The organism is Anaerolineales bacterium, assembly GCA_037382465.1.
Lineage (GTDB): Bacteria > Chloroflexota > Anaerolineae > Anaerolineales > E44-bin32 > WVZH01.
Genome location: JARRPX010000002.1, coordinates 1 through 20,128 on the forward strand (window position 1 = coordinate 1; position 20,128 = coordinate 20,128).

The 20,128-nt window shown below is 58.7% G+C and carries 15 protein-coding genes, 1 tRNA gene and 1 pseudogene; 4 read left to right on the forward strand and 13 right to left on the reverse strand.

All coding sequences use genetic code 11. The features are described from left to right. The 7 genes from P8Z34_00460 to P8Z34_00490 form a co-directional block, all read right to left on the reverse strand. On the reverse strand, positions 1 to 608 hold a 608-nt coding region (locus tag P8Z34_00460; GenBank protein ID MEJ2549137.1), incomplete at its 3' end, for an ABC transporter ATP-binding protein. 19 nt (positions 609 to 627) lie between these two features. Beyond that, entirely contained in the window at positions 628 to 1,425 is a 798-nt protein-coding gene (locus P8Z34_00465; GenBank protein ID MEJ2549138.1) for an ABC transporter ATP-binding protein, read from the reverse strand. Between the two features lie 11 nt (positions 1,426 to 1,436). Beyond that, positions 1,437 to 3,089 (reverse strand): hypothetical protein, encoded by a 1,653-nt coding sequence (locus P8Z34_00470; protein MEJ2549139.1) that lies wholly within the window; start codon positions 3,087 to 3,089, stop codon positions 1,437 to 1,439. A gap of 3 nt (positions 3,090 to 3,092) precedes the next feature. Next, positions 3,093 to 4,184 carry a branched-chain amino acid ABC transporter permease gene (locus P8Z34_00475; protein MEJ2549140.1) on the reverse strand — a complete coding sequence of 364 codons (1,092 nt, stop codon included), beginning with the start codon at positions 4,182 to 4,184 and terminating at the stop codon, positions 3,093 to 3,095. 124 nt (positions 4,185 to 4,308) lie between these two features. After that, positions 4,309 to 5,628, reverse strand: coding sequence for a branched-chain amino acid ABC transporter substrate-binding protein (locus P8Z34_00480; GenBank protein MEJ2549141.1), 1,320 nt, complete (start codon positions 5,626 to 5,628; stop codon positions 4,309 to 4,311). 447 nt (positions 5,629 to 6,075) lie between these two features. After that, positions 6,076 to 6,147 (reverse strand) — tRNA-Gly (locus P8Z34_00485). A gap of 38 nt (positions 6,148 to 6,185) precedes the next feature. Further along, positions 6,186 to 7,331, reverse strand: a complete 1,146-nt coding sequence (locus tag P8Z34_00490; protein ID MEJ2549142.1) for a molybdopterin-binding protein — start codon at positions 7,329 to 7,331, stop codon at positions 6,186 to 6,188. Positions 7,332 to 7,471: 140 nt separating this feature from the next. On the opposite strand from P8Z34_00490, the gene P8Z34_00495 reads away from it, so the two are divergent. Next, positions 7,472 to 7,846 (forward strand): YraN family protein, encoded by a 375-nt coding sequence (locus P8Z34_00495; GenBank protein ID MEJ2549143.1) that lies wholly within the window; start codon positions 7,472 to 7,474, stop codon positions 7,844 to 7,846. Next, complete coding sequence (gene miaA, locus P8Z34_00500; protein ID MEJ2549144.1) at positions 7,843 to 8,775, forward strand: tRNA (adenosine(37)-N6)-dimethylallyltransferase MiaA; 933 nt, start codon at positions 7,843 to 7,845, stop codon at positions 8,773 to 8,775. Before P8Z34_00495 ends, miaA begins: the two co-directional genes overlap by 4 nt. On the opposite strand, the gene P8Z34_00505 is transcribed toward miaA, so the two are convergent. The 5 genes and pseudogenes from P8Z34_00505 to P8Z34_00525 form a co-directional block, all read right to left on the reverse strand. Continuing rightward, complete coding sequence (locus P8Z34_00505) at positions 8,772 to 9,743, reverse strand: inorganic phosphate transporter (protein ID MEJ2549145.1); 972 nt, start codon at positions 9,741 to 9,743, stop codon at positions 8,772 to 8,774. The two genes, miaA and P8Z34_00505, sit on opposite strands and share 4 nt — an antisense overlap. Positions 9,744 to 9,869: 126 nt before the next feature. Beyond that, entirely contained in the window at positions 9,870 to 10,673 is an 804-nt protein-coding gene (locus P8Z34_00510) for an ABC transporter permease (GenBank protein MEJ2549146.1), read from the reverse strand. Further along, positions 10,670 to 11,632 carry an ABC transporter permease gene (locus P8Z34_00515; GenBank protein MEJ2549147.1) on the reverse strand — a complete coding sequence of 321 codons (963 nt, stop codon included), beginning with the start codon at positions 11,630 to 11,632 and terminating at the stop codon, positions 10,670 to 10,672. Before P8Z34_00515 ends, P8Z34_00510 begins: the two co-directional genes overlap by 4 nt. Next, positions 11,593 to 13,067 (reverse strand): annotated as a pseudogene (locus P8Z34_00520) (ABC transporter substrate-binding protein). The gene P8Z34_00515 and the pseudogene P8Z34_00520 overlap by 40 nt, the downstream one beginning before the upstream one ends. A gap of 1 nt (position 13,068) precedes the next feature. Beyond that, the gene (locus P8Z34_00525; GenBank protein ID MEJ2549148.1) at positions 13,069 to 14,010 is read right to left on the reverse strand and encodes an ROK family protein; all 942 of its coding nucleotides are present in this window, start codon (positions 14,008 to 14,010) and stop codon (positions 13,069 to 13,071) included. A 74-nt stretch (positions 14,011 to 14,084) separates the two neighbouring features. On the opposite strand from P8Z34_00525, the gene mutS reads away from it, so the two are divergent. Continuing rightward, positions 14,085 to 16,688 (forward strand): DNA mismatch repair protein MutS, encoded by a 2,604-nt coding sequence (mutS, locus tag P8Z34_00530; protein MEJ2549149.1) that lies wholly within the window; start codon positions 14,085 to 14,087, stop codon positions 16,686 to 16,688. A 26-nt stretch (positions 16,689 to 16,714) separates the two neighbouring features. Here the strand turns inward: mutS and P8Z34_00535 are convergent, their stop codons facing one another. Continuing rightward, complete coding sequence (locus P8Z34_00535) at positions 16,715 to 18,628, reverse strand: amidohydrolase (protein MEJ2549150.1); 1,914 nt, start codon at positions 18,626 to 18,628, stop codon at positions 16,715 to 16,717. Positions 18,629 to 18,817: 189 nt separating this feature from the next. Between P8Z34_00535 and P8Z34_00540 the strand changes: the two genes are divergently transcribed. Further along, positions 18,818 to 20,125, forward strand: coding sequence for a thymidine phosphorylase (locus P8Z34_00540; GenBank protein ID MEJ2549151.1), 1,308 nt, complete (start codon positions 18,818 to 18,820; stop codon positions 20,123 to 20,125). The last annotated feature ends 3 nt before the right edge of the window (positions 20,126 to 20,128 follow it).

Genomic DNA, 20,128 nt, shown 5'->3' on the forward strand with positions numbered 1-20,128 from the left:
GCAACCTGGAGGGCCATGTGTGCGTTCTGCTCCACGAGAAGGATGGTCCTGCCCTCCCGGTTGATCTCTTGAATGGTGTCGAAAATGCTTTCGACGAGCACAGGCGCCAGGCCCATGGAGGGTTCATCCAGCAGCATCAGGCGGGGATGCGCCATCAGGGCTCGACCAGTGGCAAGCATTTGCTGTTCGCCGCCGCTCAGCGTTCCCGCGACTTGATGCTCTCTTTCTTTGAGCCGGGGGAACAAGGTGAAAACGCGCTCTAGGTCTTCCGCAATACCGTCGGCGTCGGTTCGATGGTATGCGCCCATGTCCAGGTTTTCGAATACCGTGAGCCGCGAGAAGATGCGCCGGCCTTCTGGTACCAGGGCGATGCCCTTGTAGACGATTTGGTGCATCTTGAAGGGGATCAAATCTTCACCATCGAAGAGGATAGTGCCGCTGCGGGGCTTGAGAACACCGCTGATCGTTCGCAGCGTGGTCGTTTTACCTGCGCCGTTCGTGCCGATCAAGGTCACGATCTCGCCTTCATCAACGTCGATCGAAATCCCTTTCAGGGCGTGGATGTTGCCGTAATAACTGTGAACATCTCGAAGTTCGAGCAAAGACATCAAATTGGCTCCTGGAAAGCTATGTGGCAGGATATGTCGCAATGCCGGACGCGGCGCCGCGCCCAAGATACGCTTCGATCACCCTGGGATTGTTTTGAATGTCTTTCGGCGTTCCTTCGGCGATTTTTTGGCCGTAATCCAAGACCGTGATCCTTTCGGAAATTCCCATAACGACGCGCATGTCGTGTTCGATCAGAATGATGGTGATGCCCAATTCGTCGCGCAATTGCTGGATGAAGTGCATCGTTTCGGCGCTTTCGCGGATGTTCATGCCCGCGGTCGGTTCATCCAGGAGCAGCAGTTCGGGTTTGCTGGCCAAGGCGCGTGCGATCTCCAAACGCCGTTGATCGCCGTAGGGAAAATTCTTCGCCAGGTCGTCCGATTGTAGTGGAATACCGACGAATTCCAGCAAACGAACGGCTTCCATATGTGCCCGGCGTTCCTCATCGCGTGTGAATTTTGTGCGCAGTAGTGAGCCAAAATACGTCGAACGCAGGTGAGGTTCCATCCCGACCAAGATGTTTTCCACGCCCGTCATGTTGGAAAAGAGACGGATGTTTTGATAGGTGCGAGCGATTCCGATACGGGTGATGCGATCCGGCGAACGATCGTTGAGCAGGGTTCCTTTGAAAAGGATCTCTCCACCGTCGATGCTGTAGAAACCCGTGATGCAATTGAAGACGGTGGTCTTCCCGGCGCCGTTGGGACCGATGATGCTGACGATCGAGCCTCGATCGCATTGAAAATCAAAATCGTTGACCGCGCCCAGTCCACCAAATCGTTTATGTAAGCCGTGTATCTCGAAAAAGGAATCCATGGTCGTCCCATTCATTCCGAGGATGTGGGTGTTTCGGCTATGCCTTCGCTGCGCAGTTCACGCTGCCGGCGTGCAGAGGGCAGCAATCCCTCCGGACGCAGGATCATCATCACGACCAGGAGAGCGCCAAATGCCACGATGCGGTATTCGTTCACGCTGCGCAGAATCTCCGGTAGACCGATGAGCGCGATCGAACCGAGGATCACACCTTCGATACTGCCAAGCCCGCCGATGATGATCAGCGAAAGCACGTCGATGGAAACGAGGAGTGTGAAATTGTCCGGGAAGATATTGACCTGTCTGGAAGCGTACAGTGCGCCCGCTGCCGCGGCGAAGGCTGCACCGGTGGCGAAAGCGAGCAGCTTGATCGCAACGATGTTGAGGCCCATCGCCTGGGCGACGTCCTCGTCCTCGCGCAGTGCGATCCAGGATCTCCCCAAACGCGAATCCCGCAGACGGATGGTGACAAAGGCTACGATGCCGCTGAATATCATGCCGAGGTAAAAGATGCCCTTCGGGTTGCCCAGGTCTACGCCGAAGACGATCGGGGCCGGAATGTTGAGTACGCCGCCCGGTCCTCCCGTATAGACTCGAAGGTTCAAGAAGAGCAGCCGGATGATTTCGCCGAAACCCAGGGTTACGATGGCGAGATAATCGCCGCGCATGCGTAGTACGGGAATGCCGAGCATAACGCCGGTGATGACGCCGGCGATGATTGCGATCGGCAAGCCGCTCCAAAATGTGACGCCGCCGAATGCCGGCAGGTTGACGAGAACGTAGGATTCAGGGGCGGAGAGCAGTCCGAAGGTGTAGGCGCCGATGCCGAAGAATGCGACGTATCCAAGATCGAGCAAGCCCGCATATCCTACGACGATGTTCAAACCCAAACCCATGACGACGAAGATCACGACAGCGCTGAGCACGGCGTTCTGGAAGAGGTCGGTGAGCTGCGGCAAGACGACCATCAATGCCAGCATGAGCAGCGCAACGATTTTGCGTTCGATGCCCGGCCGTGTATCGCGAAAGGCAAACAGCGCCGCAGAAATAAAGAGAAACACGAAAAGCAATCCAAGGATGTTCTCGTCCGCGCCGCCCAGCTGTACCCCTTCCACTTTCAGCAGCATGAATAAGGCGAAGAAAAGCAGAGGCAAGGTCAAAACGGCATAATGCCCAACGGAGGAACCGGTAAGGCGCTGGACTCTTCCACCGCTGCTTTCCGTGAAAAGCAGCGTCGCACTGCCGCCTATGAACCCGGCGAGGGTGAAGATCAGGCCGATTTTGATCAAACCCGGCCAGATGTTCGCGCCGTCGAGCACTTGCGTTTTACTCAATCCCGTGAGGGCACCCGTATTTTCGGGAAGGATTTGAGCAAAAACCTGGTTAACCCGGACGCCGTCGGCTTGCAAGCTGGCAAAGAAGTAGGTGACAAACATCAATCCAACACCGCTGATGGCGCCGATCAATAAGCCGTTGACTATTGTGCTTGAACGCGTACGAGTCTGCCCAGGACGATTGCGTAAGAAAAGCAGTGAAAACAATCCAATCAGAAAGGCGAAGATAACCGTGACCGAATTCCCGGATGTAAGCGGTAAACCGAGCAGGTCGAGATAGAGAATGATGCCAAAGGTTATTAGACCGAAGCGAATACCGTCTTTATGTCTCATGGATTACGCCTTTTCCTCAGCCAGGACTTCACCGAGCAAGCCCATCGGGCGGAAGATCAGTACGAGAACGAGGATCGAGAATGCGATCAGGTCTTTATATTCCGTAGGCAGCCCCAGCGCGCTGGGACCCAATGCTTCGAACACGCCGAGCAGCACCGCACCGAGCATAGCGCCCGGGATGTTGCCAATGCCGCCGAGGACGGCAGCGGTGAATGCCTTGAGCCCCGGGATGAAACCTGTATTGAAGCGCATGACCGTGTTGTGTAATCCGAACATGACCCCACCGGCGCCGGCTAGTGCCGATCCGAGCGCGAACGTGAAGGCGATGACGCTGTCGACATTGATGCCCATCAGCGCAGCAGTTTCCTTGTCCTCGGCGACGGCGCGCATGGCGCGGCCCATTTTACTGCGCTGAACGATGATAAAAAGGCCGATCATCATCAGGATGGAAATCACGAGGATAAAGACGCCCGTACGTGTGACGAATATTCCCGTGTCCCCGATAGACCAGCCGCCGGCGATGATATCCGGCTTGCGGTAATTGTGTGGTGTCACGCCGAAAATTCGCAGTGCGGAATACTGCAGGAAGAACGAAGCGCCGATGGCGCTGATGAGCGGCACCAGGCGGGGTGCAGTCCGCAGCGGCCGATAGGCGATGCGCTCCAAGGTGATTCCGATGAGTATCGAGGCGATCATGCCGGCAATGATGACCAGCAGGATTGCGAGCGCGGCTACGATGGGTGATCCCTTCGTCCAGCCAAGCGTGGTGAACAACTGCAGCGTGAAGAAACCGGCGAATCCGCCGATCATCATTACTTCGCCGTGGGCGAAGTTGATCATGAACAGGATCCCGTAAACCAGCGTGTAGCCAAGGGCGACGAGCGCGTACACCCCGCCGAGGATCAGTCCGTTGATGATCTGAAAAGCCCAATATTGCGGCGTGTAGGCGGTCTCCTGAGCGACGACGAGGATGCGCCAGATCAGCAGGATCGAGACAAGGATGCCGAATGCGGTGATCAGGATTCTGCTCTGCGTTCTTCGGTTGATCGCGCCCAGCGTTTTTTTCGTCGACGCCTGTTTAGCGTTTTTCTTCATGGACGATGACCAATCATGTTGACAGGGTGTGGATGGAGATATCCGATTTTCTGAACGTTCATGGTGATAAGACTGGGGTAGTTTCCACTACCCCAGTCTTGGTTTCGATTAATGTGAGACGGCTTTACTCGAACCCAAAGCCAGAGATTTGGGTCCAGGCGCCATCCTGAACTTCGAATATCTGGATACCACCGGCGCCGCAATCACCGATCCCGTTGCAGGTCATCACGCCGGCCAATCCTTGCAGGCCGGAGGTGTTGCGAACGGCATGAATGACCGCCTCGCGCTCGATGATCAGGTAACCTTCGCCTGCGTCATCCGTCATGGCGACGCTCTTGATCGCTTCGGCGATGAGGTTGACCGCGTCGTATGCCTGGGCGTGGAAAGGACCGAGGTCATCCGGGGCGACGCCGAATTTCTCCATGTACTTGGAGTCGAATTCAGCATTGGCATCCACGAGTTCGTCACCAGCCACGAAGCTGGCGTATGCGCCTTCGGCGGCATCCCCGGCGGTGTCGAGGTACTGCTTGGTATAGGTGCCGTCGTCGCTGAAGAAGATCGCGTTGTCGAGGCCGACTTCATCCATCTGGATGGTGATCAAACCGGCTTCCGTGGAGTAACCGCCGAAGAAGATCAACTCGGGGTTGTTCGGTGCAATCTGGGTGAGTACCGCACGGAAATCCGTGTCGCCGACCTGCACGCCCTGGATGTCCGTCACTTCGGCTCCGAGCAGCGCCAATGAATCCTGGATCAGCTCGACCAGGCCGAGGCCGTAGTCCGAGTTGTCGTGCATGAGTGCAACTTTGGTAACGCCGAGTTCGTTGACGATGTACTCGGCATCCACGTCGGCTTGCAGTTTGTCGCTCAGGGCAACACGGTTGCAGATGTCGCAGCCTTCACTCGTGACCGCCGGGTTGGTGGAGCTGGCGGAAACGAAGGGGATGCGCGCTTCCTCGAAGATCGGGATCAGGGCCAGGGTCTCGCCCGTGCACATACCGCCTTGCACGGCCACGATCGAAGGATCGGCGGCGAATTTGTTGCCGACGACAGTGCCGGCATCGCCATCACAGGCGCCGTCCTCTGTTACGAGTTCCCACTCATGGCCCTCGAAACCACCCGCAGCGTTGAGGTCGTCCACGGCCAATTCGGCAGCTTGTTGAATGTCGAGGCCTGGATCCGGAAGCGGGCCGGTGAGGCCGGTGGATTGGCCGATGCGGATCGGATCACCCGGCGCAATGACGACGTATCCGGATTGGACGAGTTCGTCTGCCGTCATGCCCATGGCGATTACGTCGCCACCTGCTGGCATGGGTTCTTGTACTGCTTCTTCCGGTGTGGCTGAAGGCTCAACAGCGACGGGCGCGGCCGTTTCCGTGACCTTGGCGCATGATGTAAACAGCAAGCTGGCAATTAATAAGAAAACAAGCGGCGTAAGACGTTTCATGGTAGCTCTCTCCTCCTCCACTCAAATTGACTTTGTTCGTAATAAGTCGTTAGCGATGGTTATGTACGGTAGTGCGTTTGATTTACGGCGCAGATTCCTCCTTTCGAACTTCGTATCGGTGCAATAGGGTAATCTGGAAATTAAAATTTGGTTGAAAAGGATTGTCAAGGATAATTCCCCGTTGGAAACAACGAACACCTCCCGGCAGGGAGGTGTCCCACGCGACCTTAAACGTTCGTTTCGCGCACCGCCCTGGACACCGGAAAGGGTCTTATGATCCGTCGATGTGCCAAGTCAAGATGGCAGTCCAAACGAGAAAATCTTCCAACAGCGCTCCGTCGATAATTCCCAAAATTACCAGAAATATATAGCTAATAATCTATCATAGCTTTGATGGATGTCAATAATCAGTGTGTGGACGGGCAAATCCGGATGGATGAAAAAGAGAGCGGGTGATGGGATTCGAACCCACGAATGGTAGCTTGGGAAGCTACTGCCTTACCACTTGGCGACACCCGCGTCTTCGCTGCGGATTATAGAAGTCGTGAAGGGGGTTGTCAAGCAAGATGGCGCCGCAAGCGGTCGAGCGCCACGCTCGCCGCCCAACGCGCAGCGTATGCGGGAGGGCCGCCGTACGTTCGGTTCAGGGTTTCGTTTCCCACCGGCGAGTTGATCAGGATAGTGCTGATATGCCGCGCGCCTTCCGCGGTCAAACGCAAGCCCATACCGAGCCGAGCTTTTTGTGAATGCTGTAAACGAACGAGCGCGGAGGACAGTTCCTCGAAATCTTCGACCTGGGTCAGTACCTGGCCGCAAATGTATGGCTCCTCCAGGGGTGACAAAGCAGCGGAAAGCGCGCCGTTCGTGCCACACTCGACGGTCACGAGCTGAAGCTGGTATGCGGCGACCCGGGCCAGCGTGGCGGCTTCCAGGGTGTGGCCGTCGGTGCCATAAACATGTTCGCCCAAACGCTCCCGGATCGTGGCTTCGAATCTGCGGATCAACTCGTCTGCCTGTTCGACTGTCTTGGCCTTCGCCGTGATGCGAACGTCGACGCGGCCTGGATGCGCGGCAAGGCCGACGGTCGGGTTGCTGAATTTTTCCAGATCCTGGAGGCGGGTGTCTACGGCGGATTCTCCCAGACCCGAAGTGTGGAGGATGCGGGTTTTGATCAGGCTCTGCGGGTTGAATTTCTCACGCAGATATGGAATGGCATAATTTTCCAATCCGTGTTCCATCTCGGCCGGTACGCCTTGAAGTGCAAATACGACCGACGTGGCGCTTTCGATCAAAAATCCCGGTGCTGTTCCGATCGGGTTGTCGATGGCGATTGCACCGCGTGGAAGTTGTGCCTGGCGGCGGTTGTTTTCGGTGGGTTGGCGTCCGAAGCGAGCGAATCGCTCCAGGATTTGCTGCCATAATTCGGGGCGAAATTCGAGCGTCCGATCGAGCGCCAGAGAAATGCCTTCCCGTGTAACGTCGTCGATCGTCGGGCCCAGGCCTCCCGTGGTGATGACGACTTGCGCACGCCGGAGACTCTCGCGGACGACCTCGGCGATCCTTTCCTTGTTGTCACCGACGCTGATTGTACGGAAAACGTTGATGCCAACCTCACGCAGCGCTTGTGCGATGGTGTGCGTGTTGGTATCGACGATTTCACCCAGGAGCAGCTCGGTGCCGATCGAGATAATCTCTGCTTGCATGTTCCCCACTTTGAAAACGTACTGCCCTCCAGCGTATAGGCCTGGCCCCTATACTTATTATAGCCACAAGAATCGGTTTGCGGCCCATGAATCCAGTACAATGGTATCGCTTTGGCAATTTAACGGGAGTTCATCTAGCTATGCGGTCACACGAATTGGGCGAACGGGGTGAAGCTGCTGCGGCGGAATTTCTCCAGTCGGCAGGTCTGGCTATTTTGGATCGTAACTGGCACTGCGAAGCGGGAGAACTCGACATCGTGGCTTTGGACGGCGAAATCATCGTCATTGTGGAAGTACGCACGCGCAGCTCCGATGCATATGGTACGCCTGAGGAGAGCCTGACCCCACGGAAATGCCGGCACCTGCGGAATGCAGCCCTCGCATACCTGCAAGAAAAGGATCGGCTCGATGCCGTTTGGCGGATCGACGTCGTCGCCATCGACGCGGATCGGCGTGGGGACGTGCAGCGGATCGAACACTACGTAAATGCCATCGAGGGGGAGCGTGAATCATGAATCCGGAAAACAAGGTCGTGGCGATCTTTGGGCCTACGGCCGTCGGCAAGACCGAAGCCGCGATACTCGCGGCCGAGAAAGTGGATGCGGAAATCGTGTCTGTCGATTCACGCCAAATCTATCGGGGTATGGACATCGGTACGGCAAAGCCGACGGCCGAACAGCGAGCGCGCATACCGCACCACCTGATCGACGTGGCCGACCCCGAGCATCCCTGGTCGCTGGTCGATTTCAACAGAGCCGCTTTGGCCGCCATCGATGCGATCCACGCGCACCGGCGTCTGCCGCTGCTCGTGGGCGGAACGGGACAGTACTTTGCCGCCATCTTGGAGGGCTGGCAGCCGCCGTTAAATGAATCCGATCTCGAGTTGCGTCGTGAGTTGGAGGCGTATGCAGCGGAACATGGATCCCGTGCGCTGCATGAGAAGCTGCGGAAAATCGATCCACTTTCAGCGCAGCGCATCGATCACCGCAACGTGCGCCGCGTGGTGCGCGCCATCGAAATCTGTCACATCAGCGGCAGGCCGGCGAGCAGCTTGCGCCGCAAAGAGCCGCCGCCGTTCGACGTGCTGCGAATCGGGTTGACGATGCCGCGCAAGAAACTGTACGCCCGAATCGACGAGCGTATAGAAGCGATGATTGCGCAGGGTTTCGTCCAGGAAGTGGAAAAACTCTTTGCGAAGGGACTGCGTCCGGAGAATTCGGCCATGTCTGCCATCGGTTACCGGCAAATCGGGGAGTATTTACAGGGGAAGACGACTCTGGAGCAGGCCGTCCTCCAAATCCGCCGTCTGACGAGACAATTCGTGCGCAGACAGGCGAACTGGTTCAAAGCCGACGATCCGCAGATTCATTGGATCGACGCAGGACCGGATGCAGGGGCCGAGATCGTTACGCTCATCAAACGCTGGTGCACGGAGGACGACTAGAGGTTATTGAGTATCAAAAACAGGAGCGCGGAAATGGCCGCCGTGCTGGGGATGGTAAGCAGCCAGGCCGTCAACATTTCACCCAACACCTGCCAGCGGACCATGTTTGCACGGTGACCGGCGCCGACTCCGACGATGGCGGAGCTCATGACTTGAGTCGTGCTGACCGGGCCTCCGAAAATGGCTGCGCCAAAAATGACCGCAGATCCCGCGACCTGCGATGAAAATGCGTGAACGGGCCGAATACGGAAGATTTTTCCTCCCAGCGTGCGGATCAGCCGCCAGCCTCCGATTGCGGTTCCCAGAGCGATCGAGCTTGCGCTTATCGTGATGACCCAGAGCGGCACCTTGAAAGTTGCGATTTTACTCATGAGCACGAGACCCAGGGTAATCACGCCCATGGTTTTCTGCGCATCGTTTGCGCCGTGGCTCAGACCCAGCCCGATCAGAGTCAACACCTGCATGCGCCGGAAAAGGATGTTGACCTTCGGTGTCGCTTTACGGAACAGCCAGAGAATGATACGGATGATGATGAAGCCGACGATCATGCCCAGCAGGGGGGAAATCAGCAGTGTAAGGACGATTTTGAGCAAACCGCCGAGTCGTACGACCTCCAGGCCGCTGCCCATGATGGCAGCACCCAGAAGGCCGCCGATCAACGCGTGCGATGAGGAGGAGGGAAGACCGATATACCAGGTAAGCACGTTCCAAACGATGGCTGCAGCTAGAGCGGACAAGACCACGTTGAGATCGATGGCCTTGATATCGAGTAAATCTTCCCCCACTGTAGTTGCGACTGCGACGCCGAACAAGTAGGGACCGACGAAATTCGCCATCGCTGCAATCACCAAGGCCGTTCGAGGGCGAAGGGCACGAGACGAGATGACGCCCGCAACGATGTTGGAGCTGTCGTTCATGCCGTTGAGGAAGTCGAAGACCAGCGCCAATGCCAACAGAATGTAGATCAATGTTTCCTTACCTTGATTTACGAGGATGGTATGTCGCAGCCGAGAGGATCACTCAGGGCGAATGCAGCGAAGATGATTCCAGCTCGGCGCTGAACCAGTTTACCACACCGTGCAGGGGCGCAGCGGTCATCGGATGCGGGCGGGTAAATTCGGCTCGGTGAACGATGCGCCGATGCGATGGATGGCCAAGATGGTGAGGGTGATGGCGAGTCCCGGAGTCAGGACCAACCAGGGGGCTTCGACGAGAAACACTCGCCCCTGATTGAGGATCGCTCCCCAATCGGGCAGAGATGGATCGCCGGCAAGACCCAGAAAAGTGAGCGTCGTTACACCCAGAAACGCCCAAGCGTAATGGGTCGTTGCGAGGAAGACGATCTGGCCTGCGGCGTTCGGCAGCAGGTGACGAATCGCGATCTGCAGCCGGGTCGCCCCCAGTGATTCTGCGGCGGTAATGTATTCCTTTTCCATCAACTGAAGGCTGAGCGTGCGCGTCACGCGGGCGAACGCTGGTGCGCCGCCCAGGCCGATGGCGAGGATCACCGTCGTGATCCCCGGTCCGAATCCGGCCACGAGGAGCATGGCAAGCAGCAGCGCGGGAACGGCGAGCGCGGCGTTGATCGAGGCCGAGATGAGTCGATCGAGCAGCCCACCGAAAGCAGCAGCGGTAAACCCCAGCAAACTTCCAAGGATCAAGGTCAGCAGTGCGGCCAGGAATGCGGCGCCGGGACTGATGCGGCAGCCGTAGAGCATACGCGACCAGAGATCGCGGCCCAATCCATCGGTGCCGAGAGGAAAGTGGGTTCGAGGCGACAGCAGCGGATCGGCGACGGGGTGGTTCGGATTGGCGGTCGCGATCAGCGGCGCGGCAAACGCCAGCATGGCGACGGTCAACAGCCAGGCAAGCGCCAGAAAATCCGCAGCGCGTTTCATCCGGCGCCCCTTCGCAAACGAGGATCGATGGCAAGCGAGAGCAGTTCGGCGATGATGTGACTCAGTGTGTAGAAGATGGCGACAACGGCTACGATTCCCTGCGCGATGGGGAAGTCCCCCTCGAGGATCGAATCGATCAGCAGCCTGCCCAAACCCGGACGGGCGAAGATGGTCTCGGTGATCACCGTTCCGGAAAGCAGGAAGGCAGCTTCGAGGGCGCTCATCGAGATCGCCGGCGGCAGCGAGGGTTTCAACGCATGCCACAAGTATCGAAAACCGCTCTGGATGCCTCGGGCTTGAGCGGCGAGCATGTACGGCTGCCGCAGGCTTTCGCGAAGACCGGCCTGGACGACGCGGGCGATCCCGCCGGCCGTCGCGAAACCCAGCACGAGCGCCGGAAGAACGAGACGTTGGATTGGATTCAAAGCGCCTTCGGGAAGATGCCCGTATCCGGTCCGTAAGGCATACAAGGCGAGGATTCCCGTGAAAGCGACCGGAAGAGACGTCGCCAATCCCGTGATCAGTATGGAAAGCCTGCCGGACCATCGTTGTTCTTTCCAGGCCGAGAGGAGACCCAGAGCGAAACCCCATGCGATGGCGATGCAGAAGCCGGCCAGGGCCAGCTCCAGGGTGGCCGGAAGCTGGGAGAGAATCTCCTGACTTACGGATCGCCGCGAGTAGAGTGAAACGCCGAGATCGCCGCGGATGAAGCCGGCCAGATAGCGCAGGTATTGGATGGGCAGCGGAACATCGAACCCGAGGTTGACGCGTAGTGTTTCGATTTGCTCACTAGTCGCCAGACCACGGCTGAGCAAACCCGAGAGTGGATCGCCGGCAGTGAGATGCAGCGCAAAAAAGGTGACAGTAACCGCCGCCCAGGCAGTAAGCAGACCTTCGAGCAGCCGGCGGACGACCATTCTCAGGGCGTCATTTTCAGGTCGATCAGTAAAGGAAACCATCCTTGTGCTGAGAAGTATAAACCTTGTATGCGGTTGTTGGTGACGACGAGATTGACGTAATCTCGAATCGGAATCAGCAGCGCTTGATCGCGGATGCGTGTGGCTGCCGCTGCGTACAGCTCCCACCGCAGTTCGGGATCCAATGCGGCTTCCGCGGCTTGCGTGAGCAATGCGTCCAGTTCTGAATCCGCGTATCCGGTCCAGTTGTAAAAACCGTCACTGGCGTAGAACGATCGCAGCAGGTCGGGATCGGAATCGAACAAGTTGATGCCGATCAAGTGATACTCCCCTGCGGCCTGCATTTCGTTGAGGGGCCCGAATCCCGGTGCGACCTCGAGCTTGACGCTGGCGCCAATTGTTTCCCAGGCGGCGCGCAGCAGTTGGGCAACTTCCGAATTCGAGCCCCAGGACGGTGCAACGATGAGGATCTGCAGCGGTTGGTTTTCACGGCTGCGTATTCCATCGCCGTCTTCGTCCCGCCATCCGGCGGCGTCCAAAAGGTCCGCGGCGCGTTCCGGATCGTAGTCCGGGAATGGCGCATTGGGTGTGTAACCTTTCGTCACGGCGGTCAGCGGGGCGTTGGCGACCGGAGAGTACGCCCCGAAAACAGTCGAAACGATGGCGGGGCGATCGACTGCAGCGATGAGCGCTTCCCGAACGCGCACGTCGTCGGTCGGCGAAATCCGGGTGTTGAAAAAAAGCCGCTTTCGAGCGCAAGGGCGCGCGTGGCGGGATCTTCGTAAAAACGAAAGACGATCGTGTCGATCGACGCCCGGTCTTGATCATAAATCGAAGGCGCCCAATCGTAATCGTCGTAGCGGGCGATGGCCAGGTGATCGTTGGGTACGTACTCGACGAATCGGTACGGCCCGCTGCCGACCTGGTGGAATTGATAATCGCTCGACCCCCAGGTTTCGAGGGCGATTGGAGAGGCCATCCCCAAATAGACCTGCGAAAGTGCGTCAAGCAGCGGCGCGTAGGGCTCTTCGAGGCGGAACACGACGCTGTAATCGTCGAGCTTATCAACGCTTTTCAACGGGCCCAGCATGAGGGCAGCCTTGAACGAATGGTTATCGGGATCGGTGGTGTAGTCGATATTGGCCACGACGGCGTCGGCGTTGAACGGTGTGTCGTCATGGAAGGTGACGTCGTCGCGCAGATAGAAGGTGTAGGTGAGCCCGTCGTCGCTGATCGTCCAGCGTTCGGCGAGGCCGGGCACGAACTCCCCGCTGGCGGGATCTTGAAAGACCAGCGTATCGTACACCGAGCTGAGCGGGATGCCGAGTTCGGCCGAGGCGTTCAGGTGCGGATCGATTCCGGACGGCGCGAGCGTAAGTCCGTAGACCACGGAATTCGACTTGCTGGAGCTGGAACAGGCGCCAACAACCAGCGCGCAGAACAGGACGACGAGTGGTTTGAATATGTTTTGTCTCATGTTATTTGGGGTGGGCGAGAATCATTGCACCTACGAGTCCGCCATCGTCACCCAAGGTCGCAGGGACGATGCGCAAACCCTCCAGGTATGCCGGGTGCATAACGTATTTGCGAAAAGCGGCTCGGATGGGCTGGAAAAAGGGTTCTCCGATCTGCGAGACGCCTCCCCCGAGGACGAAGATTTCGGGATTGAAAATGTGCGCAAGATTGGCCAGGTGTCTGCCCAGGATGTCGCCGGTTTCCTCGAGCGTTTCGAGGGCGAGCGAGTCGCCTTCGCCGGCGGCGCGTCCGATGTCTTCTGAACGAATTGAGCCTTCCGCTTCGTATTTTTCTCGCAGCGTCGATGCCTGGCCGTCCGCCAATTTAGCCATCGCACGCCGGGCGATGGCCGGACCTGCGGCAAGAGCCTCCACGTGGCCGGACTGGCCGCAGCCGCACCGCGGGCCATCGGAGGTGATGCTGACGTGCCCCACTTCTCCCGCCAGACCGCAGGTTCCGGTGATCAGCTGCCCTGCGTTGATGATGCCGCCGCCGATGCCCGTGCCGATTATCAGAAAAACGAGATTCTGTGTATCGATACCGGCGCCGAAGCGCCATTCCCCGAGCGCGGCCATGTTGGCGTCGTTGCCCAGGGCAATGGGGCAGTCGAAATGCGCTCGCATCCGGTCGACGAGGTGGAAATCGACCCAACCCGGGAGATTCGGTGCATCGAGAACGACGCCCGTCGCCGGATCCAACGGGCCCGGCGCGCCGATGCCGATGCGTAGATCGCGGATTTCCACGCCGTCCGGAATTTGAGATTCGATGGCTTGCGTAATGCGCTCGATGACCGCATCCGGTCCTTCCGAAGCCAGCGTTTCGACCTTCGTCAGCGTAGCGGGAGAAGCTTCGAACTTCGGGAAGTATGCCGCCCGAATGTGTGTGCCGCCAAGGTCGACTGCCACGATGTGAGCCATGCGGCGAGTATAACACATAGAGGCTTGAAGTTTGAACGGCCAGCGCTTAGAATGCAACTGTCATGAATGCCAAGGCCACGCCGGTCCGCAAGCAGTATCTAGAGATCAAGAAGCAGTATCCTGACGCGATTCTCTTCTTCCGCCTGGGGGATTTCTACGAGACCTTCGACGAAGACGCCGAGATCACTTCCAGGGAACTGGACATCGTGCTCACTTCGCGCAACGTGGCTAAAGGCACGCGCGTGCCCATGGCGGGCATCCCCCATCACGCCGCCGAGAATTACCTGGCCCGCTTGATCGAGAAAGGCTATCACGTAGCCATTTGCGAACAGGTCGGGGACGGACCCGTTGAGGGCCTCTTCCCGCGCGAGGTCGTGCGCGTGATCACCCCGGGGACGGTACTCGAAGCGGAGCTGCTGCCGGGCGACGCCAATAACTACCTGCTCGCTGTGGTCGCGGATAACGCCGGCGTTGGCATCGACTACACCGACCTGAGCACAGCTGAATTCGCCGACACGCAGGTGGAAACGGCGGCAGCGCGTCCCGTGATACGGCAGGAGCTGATCCGCCTGCGGCCGGCGGAAGTGATCCTGCCCGAATCGCTGGACCTGGAAGACGAATGGCGGGGGCACAGCACGAAGCTGCCGGATTGGCGCTTCGAATTGGATCGCGCCGCGGAAACCTTGAAGGATCATTTCAACGCGGCGACGCTGGACGGTTTCGGCCTGGGGAAAAAAACGCTGGCAATTCGTGCGGCGGCCGCCATTCTCGAATACTTGCAGTCGACGCAGGGCGAAGCGAGCAAGCTGATGACCGGCCTGTCGACGTACTCGCTCAGCGATTCGATGGCGCTGGACGCCGCCACACGGCGCAATCTGGAATTGACCGAGACCCTGCGCACGGGCAAGGTCGATGGTTCGTTGCTCGGTGTCGTGGATAAGACTCTCACGCCGATGGGAAAGCGTCTGATCCGGCATTGGATGGGCAATCCGCTGCTCGACATCGAGCGCATACAGAAGCGGCTGGATCAGGTGGAAGCCTTCTACAACGAGGGTTTGTGGCGGGCCGAGATGCGCCAGGCGCTGAAGAAGATCGGCGATCTCGAACGGCTGACGAACCGCATTTCCATCGGGGCCGCCGGCCCGAACGACCTGACCAGTTTGCGCGAGCTGCTGGGACGGCTTCCGGCGTTGATCGAGTTGATGCAGGGCCATGCGGACGGCGCCTACGCGGTAGTGGCCGGGCATTTGGACCCCTGTGACGACGTTCGGGATTTGCTGCAACAGGCCATTGCCGATGACCCGCCGGCCACGCTGGCGCACATCGGCGTGATACGCAGCGGTTATTCAAAGGAATTGGACGATCTTGTGGACGGCTCCCATGAAGCGCGGGAGTGGATCGGATCTCTGGAAACGGTCGAGCGGGAGCGCACGGGGATCAAGAGCTTGAAAGTCGGCTACAACAAGGTGTTCGGCTACTACATCGAGGTCACGCGCACGCACAGCGAGAACGTACCGGAGGAGTACATCCGCAAGCAGACCCTGGTCAACGCCGAGCGCTTCATCACACCGGAGATGAAGGATTACGAGGCGCGGGTGCTCAACGCAGAGGAGCAGATACGCGAGCTGGAAACGCAGTTGTTCCGCGAGATCTGCCGCGAAATCGGCGCACAGGCGCAGCGTTTGCTTGCAACGGCTCGCACGCTGGCGCGGCTGGACGTCGTAGCCGGGCTGGCCGAAGTCGCGGCCAACAATGGATACGTGCGTCCGGAATTGGCGCAGGACGAAAGCCTCGAAATCTACGACGCACGCCACCCGGTCGTAGAACAGTTCCTTCAATCCCAGCGCTTCGTCCCCAACGACACGGTCTTCGAGGAGGGGGAACGCATTCGCATCATTACCGGACCGAACATGTCGGGCAAGTCGACCTATTTACGTCAGGTGGCCTTGATCTTGCTCCTGGCGCAGATGGGCAGTTTCGTGCCGGCGAGATCGGCGCACCTGGGGATCGCCGACCGTATTTTCACACGCATCGGTGCGCAGGACGAAATCCACGCCGGCCAATCGACGTTCATGGTGGAGATGGTGGAAACGGCCAACATCCTTAATCACGCCACGAACCGCAGCCTGCTGGTCCTGGACGAGATCGGGCGCGGTACGAGCACCTACGACGGCGTGTCGATCGCCTGGGCGGTGGTGGAATTCGTCCACAACCATCCGCGGCTGCGTTCTCGCACCCTGTTTGCCACGCACTATCACGAACTAACACAACTCTCCGAAGTGCTGCCCGGCGTACGCAATTACAACGTGGCGGTTTCGGAAGAGGGCGGTGAGGTCGTGTTTCTGCACACGATCGTGCCCGGCGGTGCGGATAAATCCTACGGCATTCACGTCGCCGAGCTGGCCGGCATGCCGCGCGCCGTCATCCACCGGGCGCAGGAAATTCTGGTAAATTTCGAGATGAATTCGAACGCCAATAACGATGTAAAAGCGATCCCCGCGATGCAGCTGAGTATGTTCCCGCAGAAAAATCCCATATTGGAAGAATTGAAGAAGATCGACGTCGACAGCCTGCCGCCCTTGGAAGCGCTAAATCGATTGTATGAATGGCAACAGCGTTTCCTGGATAAAGACGACGACGCGCCTGAATCGGAAACCACGACCTAAGAGTCGTCCGTCGGCTCCACTTGGGGTTATTCAACCTCGTCGGCAATCACGTCAGGGTATTCCATCCGCACGGTCTCGGCATCACCGGCGCCCAGCGCCTGCAGCAAACGTGAGATTTCATCCGCCTTTTCCTGTGCATCGCGGCGGGACCAGGTGCGGCTCTTGATTTCCAGGAAGCAGCACTCCAACCTTGGTTTGGTGATGCGGTCGATGTTGACGAAGAGTTCGACCCCGTCGTAGCGCAGCAGCCAGCGCCGGCGGTCCTTGTTGATTTCGATCGAGGAAGACGGATTGAAGTACTCCTGATAGAAACGCAGACTGTGGATCGCGGGCGCGATGAAACGCGAGCGGGAGAGGAAGATGGCATCGTGGTATTCCCCTTCCGCGGCCGGCCCGGTGAGGGTCAAACGATAACGCACGTTGAAGACGTCGCCGTCTTCGCCGACGAACTCGTCCTCGCGGTAGCGCAGGCGGTTGACTTCCGGCGGATCGAAGGTGAAATACGTGTCGTATTCGAGATAGTGCGCCGTGCGTACGATGTCGAACTCGCCGCTGTTCAGTTTTTCGATCACCGGCGCTGCGTCGGGGATGCGCACTTTGATCTGCACCTCGTAGCTCTCTTCCTGCTCGGCGCCGCCAATGGCGATCAGCTTGGAGAGCACCGAGCCCTCGCGTTCGATGAGGAAGGAATCGATTCGCGCCGCATAATCCGCCGCTTCCTCTAGCAGCGGTTCGACGTCGATGGTACACAACTGGCGTTCCCGCATTGCCCATTTCCCGTTGATCATCACGTCCGTGACGTCGGTCGCCTTGGCGGAGTAGACGAGGCGGGAGTAGACCATGTCCGGAGTTCGGGCGAAGTGGGGGGAATTATGCACGGATTCCAGGTCGATGAGGATGATGTCGGCGCGTTTACCGGCTTCGAGGGAGCCGGTCACGTCGCCGAGGAAGAGAGCCTTCGCACCCATGCGTGTAGCCATATCGAAGACCGTGCGAGCGGGCAGCGCCGTCGGATTTTCGCCGTACGCCTTGGCGATGAAAGAGGCCAGGCGCATCTCTTCGAACATGTCCAGATCGTTGTTGGAGGAAGGGCCGTCGGTCCCGACGCCAACGTTGAGTCCGGTATCCAGCATGTCGGCGACCGGTGCGAATCCGGAGGCGAGCTTTAAATTGCTGGAGGGATTATGCGAGACGCCCGTTCCGGTGTGTTCCAGGGTGTGGATTTCGCCGTCATCGACGTGCACGCAGTGCGCCGCGACGACATTCACGTCCAGCAAACCCAATTTCTTCACCCAGGGGATCACCGGCATGTCGTAGGTCTCACGCCATTCTTCCACCTCTTCCATCGTCTCGGCGAGGTGGGTGAGCAGGGGAACGTCGAATTCCCTGGCCAGGTCGACGCAGGCTTTGAGGATTTCCGGTGTTGTCGTATAGGGCGCATGAGGTGCGATCGCCGGTGTGACGCAGGGGTGATCGCGCCATTTTTCGATGTAGCTGCGGGCGTAGTCAAGGGCTTCCGCGGCGGCCTCGGCGACGGAAGCCTCGTAGTAGTACATATCGGCGAAACAAGTCGTTCCGCCGCGTATCATCTCGGCGCAGCCCAAGAGGGTTCCCAGGCGGCAGAATTCGGGAGATACGAACTCACGTTCCACGGGCATCATGTATCCCAGGAGCCAGACGTCAAGGCGTAGGTCATCGGCCAGGCCACGCAGCAGAGTCATGGCTGCGTGGGTGTGCGAATTGACCAGACCCGGCGTGATCGTCTTACCGGAGCAGTCGATCGTCTCTGCGGCGGAGTACCTGGCGACGATCTCGTCGCTCGGGCCGACGGCTTCGATCGAATCGCCGCTGACGGCGATGGCGCCGTCAGCAATCACACGCTCGTCCTGGTCCATCGTTACGATCAACGCGTTGCGGAGAATGAGATCAACCTTTTGCATAAGCTTCCTTTTTCAAGTGTCGAAAATTCAAGCGAATCGGTTGAGCGGGAAACCGTGCGATATTCATGAGAGAATCGTATCACGGATACGGCTCGTTCGCACAAATTTATGTCATGTTAGACAATCACAAACGTTATGGCGGGATACGGGCCGCAAAGTATAATCGAAATACATTTCAGGAGGCGATGTATGCGCGCCGTGGACATTGTGATCAAAAAGCGGGACGGATTGGAGCTCACGCAGGATGAAATTCGTTTCTTGATCGATGGTTTCACCCGCGGAGACATCCCGGACTATCAGGTCGCTGCGTGGTGCATGGCAGTGGTTTTCCGCGGCATGACTCCGCGCGAGACGGCGGAACTCACACAGGTGATGGTCGATTCGGGCGAACGCATTGATCTTTCCAGCGTCGTGCCTATCGCCGTGGACAAGCACTCGACCGGCGGTGTCGGGGACAAAACCTCGCTCGTCGTCCTGCCGACGGTCGCAGCGAACGGGCTCGCAGTGGGCAAGATGTCCGGTCGGGCGCTGGGTTTCAGCGGCGGCACGTTGGACAAAATGGAATCGATCCGCGGCTTTCGCGCCGATCTGACCAAGGAAGAGTTCCTGGCGCAGTTGGAGAAGGTCGGGATCGTGCTGTCCGGACAGACGGCGAAGCTGACTCCCGCTGACGGTAAACTCTACGCACTGCGGGATGTGACCGGGACCGTGCCGTCGATACCGCTGATCGCTTCCTCGATCATGAGCAAGAAGATCGCCGGCGGCGCGCAGGGCATCGTACTCGATGTAAAGGTCGGAAAAGGGGCCTTCATGGAAACCATGGAGCGGGCGGTCGAATTGGCGGATTTGATGGTCGAAATTGGCCGTCATGCGGATCGGCGCACCGTGGCCCTGATATCGGACATGAATCAACCGCTGGGGGATGCCGTGGGTAACGCCCTGGAAGTGAAAGAGGCGATCGCCTCATTGAAAGGTGAGGGACCACAGGATTTCCACGCCCACTGTCTCGAAGTGGCGGGGTATATGCTGATCCTGGGAGAACGTGCGCAGGATATTGAAACGGCACGGGCGATGGCGGATTCCGCCATAGTAAGCGGCGCTGCCTACGAGAAGTTCCTGGATCTCGTCCGCGCCCAGGACGGCGATACGGACATGGTTGAGCATCCGGAAAGATTGCCCCAGGCGGCGATCGTCGAGGAAGTTACTGCGCCGGTGAGCGGAACGGTCACCGAAATCGATGCGCGCGAAGTGGCCTTCACGGCGGTCGACCTGGGCGCCGGCAGGGAGAAAAAAGGCGATCCGATCGATCACGCCGTGGGGGTGGTCGTGCACACCAACATCGGGGACCGCATCGAGGCCGGCGATCCGCTCTTTGCAGTCCATGCAAACGACGAGCAGCTCGTAAAACCGGCGGTTGAGCGGCTGCTCGAGGCGCACCGCATCGAGGATAAAGATGTAGAGCCGCTGCCGTTGTTTTACAGGACGATCGGCATCTGATAG